Annotated in this window: 5 protein-coding genes; 2 read left to right on the forward strand and 3 right to left on the reverse strand. The window is 48.0% G+C overall.

Going from position 1 to position 5,644, the window contains the following annotated elements:
- The first annotated feature begins 230 nt into the window (after nt 1-230).
- Nucleotides 231-2,345, forward strand: a complete 2,115-nt coding sequence (argZ, locus tag QUB20_RS27950; protein ID WP_333248309.1) for a bifunctional arginine dihydrolase/ornithine cyclodeaminase — start codon at nt 231-233, stop codon at nt 2,343-2,345.
- A gap of 185 nt (nt 2,346-2,530) precedes the next feature.
- Nucleotides 2,531-3,037 carry a DUF29 family protein gene (locus QUB20_RS27955; protein WP_333248366.1) on the forward strand — a complete coding sequence of 169 codons (507 nt, stop codon included), beginning with the start codon at nt 2,531-2,533 and terminating at the stop codon, nt 3,035-3,037.
- Between the two features lie 302 nt (nt 3,038-3,339).
- Here QUB20_RS27955 and QUB20_RS27960 read toward each other — a convergent pair whose 3' ends face one another.
- From QUB20_RS27960 to QUB20_RS27970, 3 genes are all read right to left on the reverse strand, one after another.
- Entirely contained in the window at nt 3,340-4,512 is a 1,173-nt protein-coding gene (locus QUB20_RS27960; protein WP_333248311.1) for a citrate synthase, read from the reverse strand.
- 233 nt (nt 4,513-4,745) lie between these two features.
- The gene (sixA, locus tag QUB20_RS27965) at nt 4,746-5,240 is read right to left on the reverse strand and encodes a phosphohistidine phosphatase SixA (RefSeq protein WP_333054609.1); all 495 of its coding nucleotides are present in this window, start codon (nt 5,238-5,240) and stop codon (nt 4,746-4,748) included.
- A 71-nt stretch (nt 5,241-5,311) separates the two neighbouring features.
- Nucleotides 5,312-5,644, reverse strand: a 333-nt coding sequence (locus QUB20_RS27970; protein ID WP_445299438.1) for a zinc ribbon domain-containing protein, incomplete at its 5' end; no start/stop codon positions are given.

Raw genomic sequence — 5,644 nt, forward strand, 5'->3', positions numbered from 1 at the left:
CCGCCCGTCCTTTTTGGACGGGCGGGACGCCCATCCCACTTTCAAGAGTGGAAGTTATTTAATTCTCATTCCTTAGTGTAATCTCATATTAAACATGATATAATAAAGAGTTAGCCTTTTGAGGCTCCAGACGTTGCGCTGCTAAAATTAGTAGTCAATATTACAGTTGCTATTATACAAACTCTGTCAACATACGTCTGCTGTAGCGTCTACCACATTTTAACTGAATTATGACTGACTCAATTCGCTTCCTCATGTGTGCTCCCGACCACTACGATGTGGATTACGTGATTAATCCGTGGATGGAGGGAAATGTCCACAAATCATCGCGCGATCGCGCCGTCGAACAGTGGGAAAAACTTTACCACGTCCTCAAAGACAACGCCGTGGTAGACCTCGTACCGCCCGAAAAAGGCTGGCCGGATATGGTGTTCACCGCCAACGCAGGCTTACTTTTAGGCAATACCTTCGTCCTCAGCCGTTTCTATCACAAAGAACGCCAAGGCGAAGAACCCTATTTCAAAGCATGGTTTGAAAGCAAAGGTTTCACCGTGCACGAACTCCCTAAAGACTTGCCGTTTGAGGGCGCTGGCGATGCTTTACTCGATCGCGAAGGACGCTGGTTGTGGGCCGGATACGGCTTCCGTTCCGAACTCGACTCGCACCCGCTACTAGCAAAATGGCTCAACATAGAAGTGCTTTCCCTGCGTTTAGTTGACGAACGTTTCTATCACCTAGACACCTGTTTTTGTCCTTTAACAGGCGGCTATTTGCTCTACTATCCAGCAGCATTTGACTCGTATTCCAACCGCTTAATCGAAATGCGAGTTGCGCCGGAAAAACGCATTGCCATTGAAGAAGCCGATGCCGCCAATTTTGCCTGCAATGCCGTCAATATTGACAAAGTTGTGGTAATGAACAAGGTTAGCGAAGCCTTGAAAACGCGCATTACTAAGGCTGGTTTTCAAGTAATTGAAACGCCGATGAGCGAATTTCTGAAAGCGGGCGGCGCCTGTAAGTGTTTGACGCTGCGGGTAACGGAACCGGTGCAAGAAGATCGATCGGCAAACGTGATGGTAGAAAGCCGCACAATTCGCATGGAAGGTCACTTGCTCGATGCAGGTTTAATCAGCCGCGCTTTAGACTTAATTGTCGATCTCGGTGGCAGTTTCCAAGTGCTCAATTTCAATCTAGGAGAGCAGCGCCAAAGCACATCATCTGCGGACGTTAAAGTTTCGGCTCCTTCCCACGATGTGATGGAAGAAATGATGGGAATGCTGATTGACTTGGGTGCAGTGCCGCCACCACAAGAGATTTGCGACGCTATTTTAGAACCGGTAGTGCAAGATGGCGTTGGCCCGGACGACTTTTATGTTAGTACAATTTATCCCACGGAAGTGCGGGTAAATGGTCAGTGGGTGAAAGCGCAAAATCAGCGGATGGATGGTGCTGTTGCTATTACTGAAACTGCTGATGGCCCAGTGGCTAAATGCAAATTATTGCGCGACTTAAAAGTAGGAGAAAAAGTCGTTGTTGATGTAGTCGGTATCCGCACCATCCGCAAAACAGAATCGCGGGAACAGCGCAATTCGCAAGAATTTAGCTTTATGTCGGGCAGCGTTTCTAGCGAGCGCCGCGTAGAATTGGTAGTGGAACAAGTAGCGTGGGAATTGCGCCAAATTCGCGATCGCGGTGGCAAAGTTGTAGTTACGGCGGGGCCTGTTGTTATCCACACCGGCGGTGGCGAACATTTAGCGCATTTGATTCGCGAAGGTTACGTGCAAGCGTTGTTAGGTGGAAATGCGATCGCCGTTCACGACATGGAACAATCGAATATGGGAACCTCTTTAGGGGTTGACATGAAACGCGGTGTTGCTGTGCGCGGCGGACACCGGCACCACTTGAAAATAATTAACACTGTGCGGCGCTACGGGAGTATTGCAAAAGCTGTTGAAGCAGGCTTGGTTACTAACGGTGTGATGTATGAGTGCGTGAAGAACAATATACCGTTTTCTCTTGCCGGTTCGATCCGCGATGACGGCCCACTTCCCGACACGCAAATGGATTTAGTTAAGGCTCAAGAAGAATATACTGAGCTGTTACGCGGTGCGGATATGGTGTTAATGCTGTCGTCTATGCTGCACTCAATTGGTGTGGGAAATATGACGCCGGCTGGTGTGAAGATGGTCTGTGTGGACATTAATCCGGCGGTGGTGACGAAATTGAGCGATCGGGGTTCGATCGAGTCTATTGGAGTTGTTACCGATGTGGGATTGTTCCTAAGTTTGTTGGTGAATCAATTGGATAAATTGACTAGCCGCCATCATGTAGCTCAATCTGTTTAGATTTGGCGCCTAGGGTGTGTTTTGAAACCCGGAGATCCCCCCTAGCCCCCCTTAATAAGGGGGGGACTGGAACCACTCAAAGTCAACCCCTACTCCCCTTTTTAAGGGGGATTTAGGGGGATTGAGACTAGGCTACAACCCTGAGTTAGAGTACGAAATTCCTATAAATGTTGAGGCAAACAGCAATGGTACAGGAATTAATAGACCTCAGAAATTGTATTTTAGAAGGCAGGAATGAAGATGCTCTAGCAATTGTAGATGAATTAGAGGGCATGAGCAAACAAGCAACTCTGCGAAATATCGGGTCTTTTTTACTAATTCTGTTAATCCACCTCATTAAAAACCAAGTAGAACAGCGTTTAACTAATTCTTGGGCTGCTTCTATTGCTAATTCTGTCCGAGGTATTAAAAAGCTCAATCTCAAAGATAATAAAACATCTTATTACATCAATGCTTCTGAATGGGAGCCTTTTCTAGAAGATGAACTAGAAGCCGCAATTCGTGAGGCTAGCAGGGAAGTGTTGGAAGGAAAGTTAAGCCGTGCTCAACTCAATGAAAGAGTGGACAGAGAGCAAATCCTTGCGATCGCAACTCGGCTACTGTCCCTGACCTACACTTATTCTAGAGGTGAATTCGAGGATGCGATCGATGAGCATTTAGCTGACTTGCCTGGTGGTGAAGAGTGGAATTAAGAGATTTAACCGCAGAGGGCGCAGAGAACGCAGAGGGAGATCCCAGAGAGATGAATAATTGCGATGAAGCGCGGATTTTATATTACTTAGGGCAATAAAAAGCCTCAGACCCGCAAGTCTGAGGACCGGAGTTCCTGAAAATCGTCACTTCTTACTATTGTCGCCAACAAACACCACAACATACAAGAGGGGTGCAACCCAGCACGGCAGTCTTTGGCAGACAGAGATTGCTTCCTGACTCGGAAGGCGAAAGCAATTTTTAATTCAACACTTCACCAAAGCAAAACAATTCCTCTCGCCATTTAAATATCTGGGTTGATAATTGTGCTGTAGGATGGGGACCTCTCCTCGATCGCAATATAAGGAGCACCGTGACTCCCCGTATATATTTGAGTAGGCCGGTAAATGCGGTTTGCCTCTAGCTGTTCCTTCCAGTGGGCCAACCAGCCGGCAACGCGGGCGATCGCAAAAACTGGTGTAAATAAGTCCAGCGGAATTCCCATTTTTCGGTAAACCAGACCCGAATAGAAATCTACATTTGCATAAATTCCTTTGTGACCCAATTTCTCCCCAATCACCTCTTCCAACTCGACAGCAATGTCGTAGTATTCATCGCGGCCGAAGTTCTCAAACAACTGTTCCGCTAACCTCTGAAGAATAGTTGCTCTCGGATCTTTCACCTTGTAAACTCGGTGACCGAAACCCATGATTTTGTCCTTGTTTGCAACGCACTTCTCGACAAAAGGCCGCACATTTTCTACCGAACCAATTTGCTCCAACATATCAATCACTTCTTCATTAGCTCCCCCGTGCAGCGGCCCCGCCAAAGTGCCAACTGCTGAAGCAATCACTCCGTAAGGGTCTGTCAGTGTCGAAGCTGTTACCATTGCCGAAAATGTAGAGGCATTAATGGTATGTTCAGCATGGAGAGTCAGACAAGTGTCAAAAATGCTAGCTAACAGCGGATCGGGTTCTTGCTCGTTGAGCATATAAAGAAAGTTAGCCGAGTAGTTCAAGTCATCCCTCGGCCGCACCGGATCATTTCCCCGTCGCATTTGCTGGAACGCTGCTACCATTGTGGGAATCTTAGCTAGCAGCCGCACTACAGCTTCTCGAATGTATGCTGGGTTAGCCAGAGCTCTGCGAGAGTAGAACAAGCCCAGGGCGGCCGCTGAAGCTTGCAGGGCGTCCATGGGATGTCCTCTTTCTGGAAAGCATTTCATCATGTCCCGGATGCGATATTTGATCCGGCGGTGATAGCGAATTTCATGCTCGAAAGCTTCTAGTTCTTCCTTTGTCGGAAGTACCCCCCAGATTAATAAATATGAAGTTTCGAGAAAGGAACTTTTGAGTGCCAGTTCCTCGATGCTAATCCCGCGATATTCCAGCAACCCTTTTTGTCCATCGACGTAGCTAATGCTGGACAAGGTGGCGGGAACACCTTCTAAACCTGGTTTGAATTCGCCGACGACCATTGCGATACCGTTTTGTGTGAGTTCAATCTACTAAAAGTACATTACCAGAAAGCAAGATAGTGTCGCAGTCTTGACAAATAATCATTTAATTGGGGTTCAGAAACCGGGTTTTTCAACAGATAGCCCGATCGCACCGCTGCGTATTGTCGCCCCTTTTTCCCGGTTTCGCCGTCCCAGAATGCGGGTTTAAGAGGGCTGGCGCGTCCTGTTAATGTCGGGGCGGTTCGCTGTTTCTAGCGCAGCAAAAACTTGGGCGCAGTTAGCCAAAACATTTGGCTGCGGCCCACTGGGGAGCCGGTTTCCGGGAGGATTAAGCCGATGATACCGGCTTTTTTGAGAATCAGGGCATCTTGCGATCGAGCCCAAAGCAAAGTTTCTGCCCAGTGGCCTAAGTCTGGTTGGTGGCCCACTAGGGCCAAGCTGCCACTACCGATGTCCTGCCATTGTTTGTACCACTCCAGCCAGTTCCCGATGTCTCCTGAAGGTGCGAGGGCGGCGGATTCTTCTATTTGGGAACTCAAACCGACTGTTTGCAGGATTTGGGCGGTTTGCTGGGCGCGCAGTAGGGGACTGGTGAGAATCAAGTCAAACTGAATTTCGAGCTCGTACAGCCGTTGAGCAATTTTCCTGGTTTTACGATCGCCCTCTTTAGTCAGGGGGCGTTCTGAGTCTGTATCATATTCTTCGGGTGCGGCGGCGATACCGTGCCGGATCAGATAAATAACCATATATCAATACTTCCAGGCATTGGGTCCCGTTTTTCTAGGAGCAGTCTAGGATATAGCTGGTAAAAGTATAGTCATTTATAGGCATGGGAGGCTTCAAGTCCCTCCCCCTTCACTTTTACTTTCAGCGGATCGACCCGCCTCGGCTGAACTACGCAGCTCCCTATCCCATTGCTAAACGCATTTGGGATTGCTTTTCTGAGAATGTTATACGCTGCATTCACGTCAGAATTGATTAACTGACCCGTCGATGTTTTGTACAAACCTCGCTTGATCCGTTTACCCGTGAACACAGGCTCTTTTTCGGTTTTTCCATAAACAGGAATTGGATCTAAACCTAAAAAACTGGATCGGGATGTGTAGGATTCTTCCTGCACAATTACTGTGATTCCCGCCAACCGAGCTTT

This window comes from Microcoleus sp. B4-C2 (assembly GCF_036705265.1).
Taxonomy (GTDB): Bacteria; Cyanobacteriota; Cyanobacteriia; order Cyanobacteriales; family Microcoleaceae; genus Microcoleus.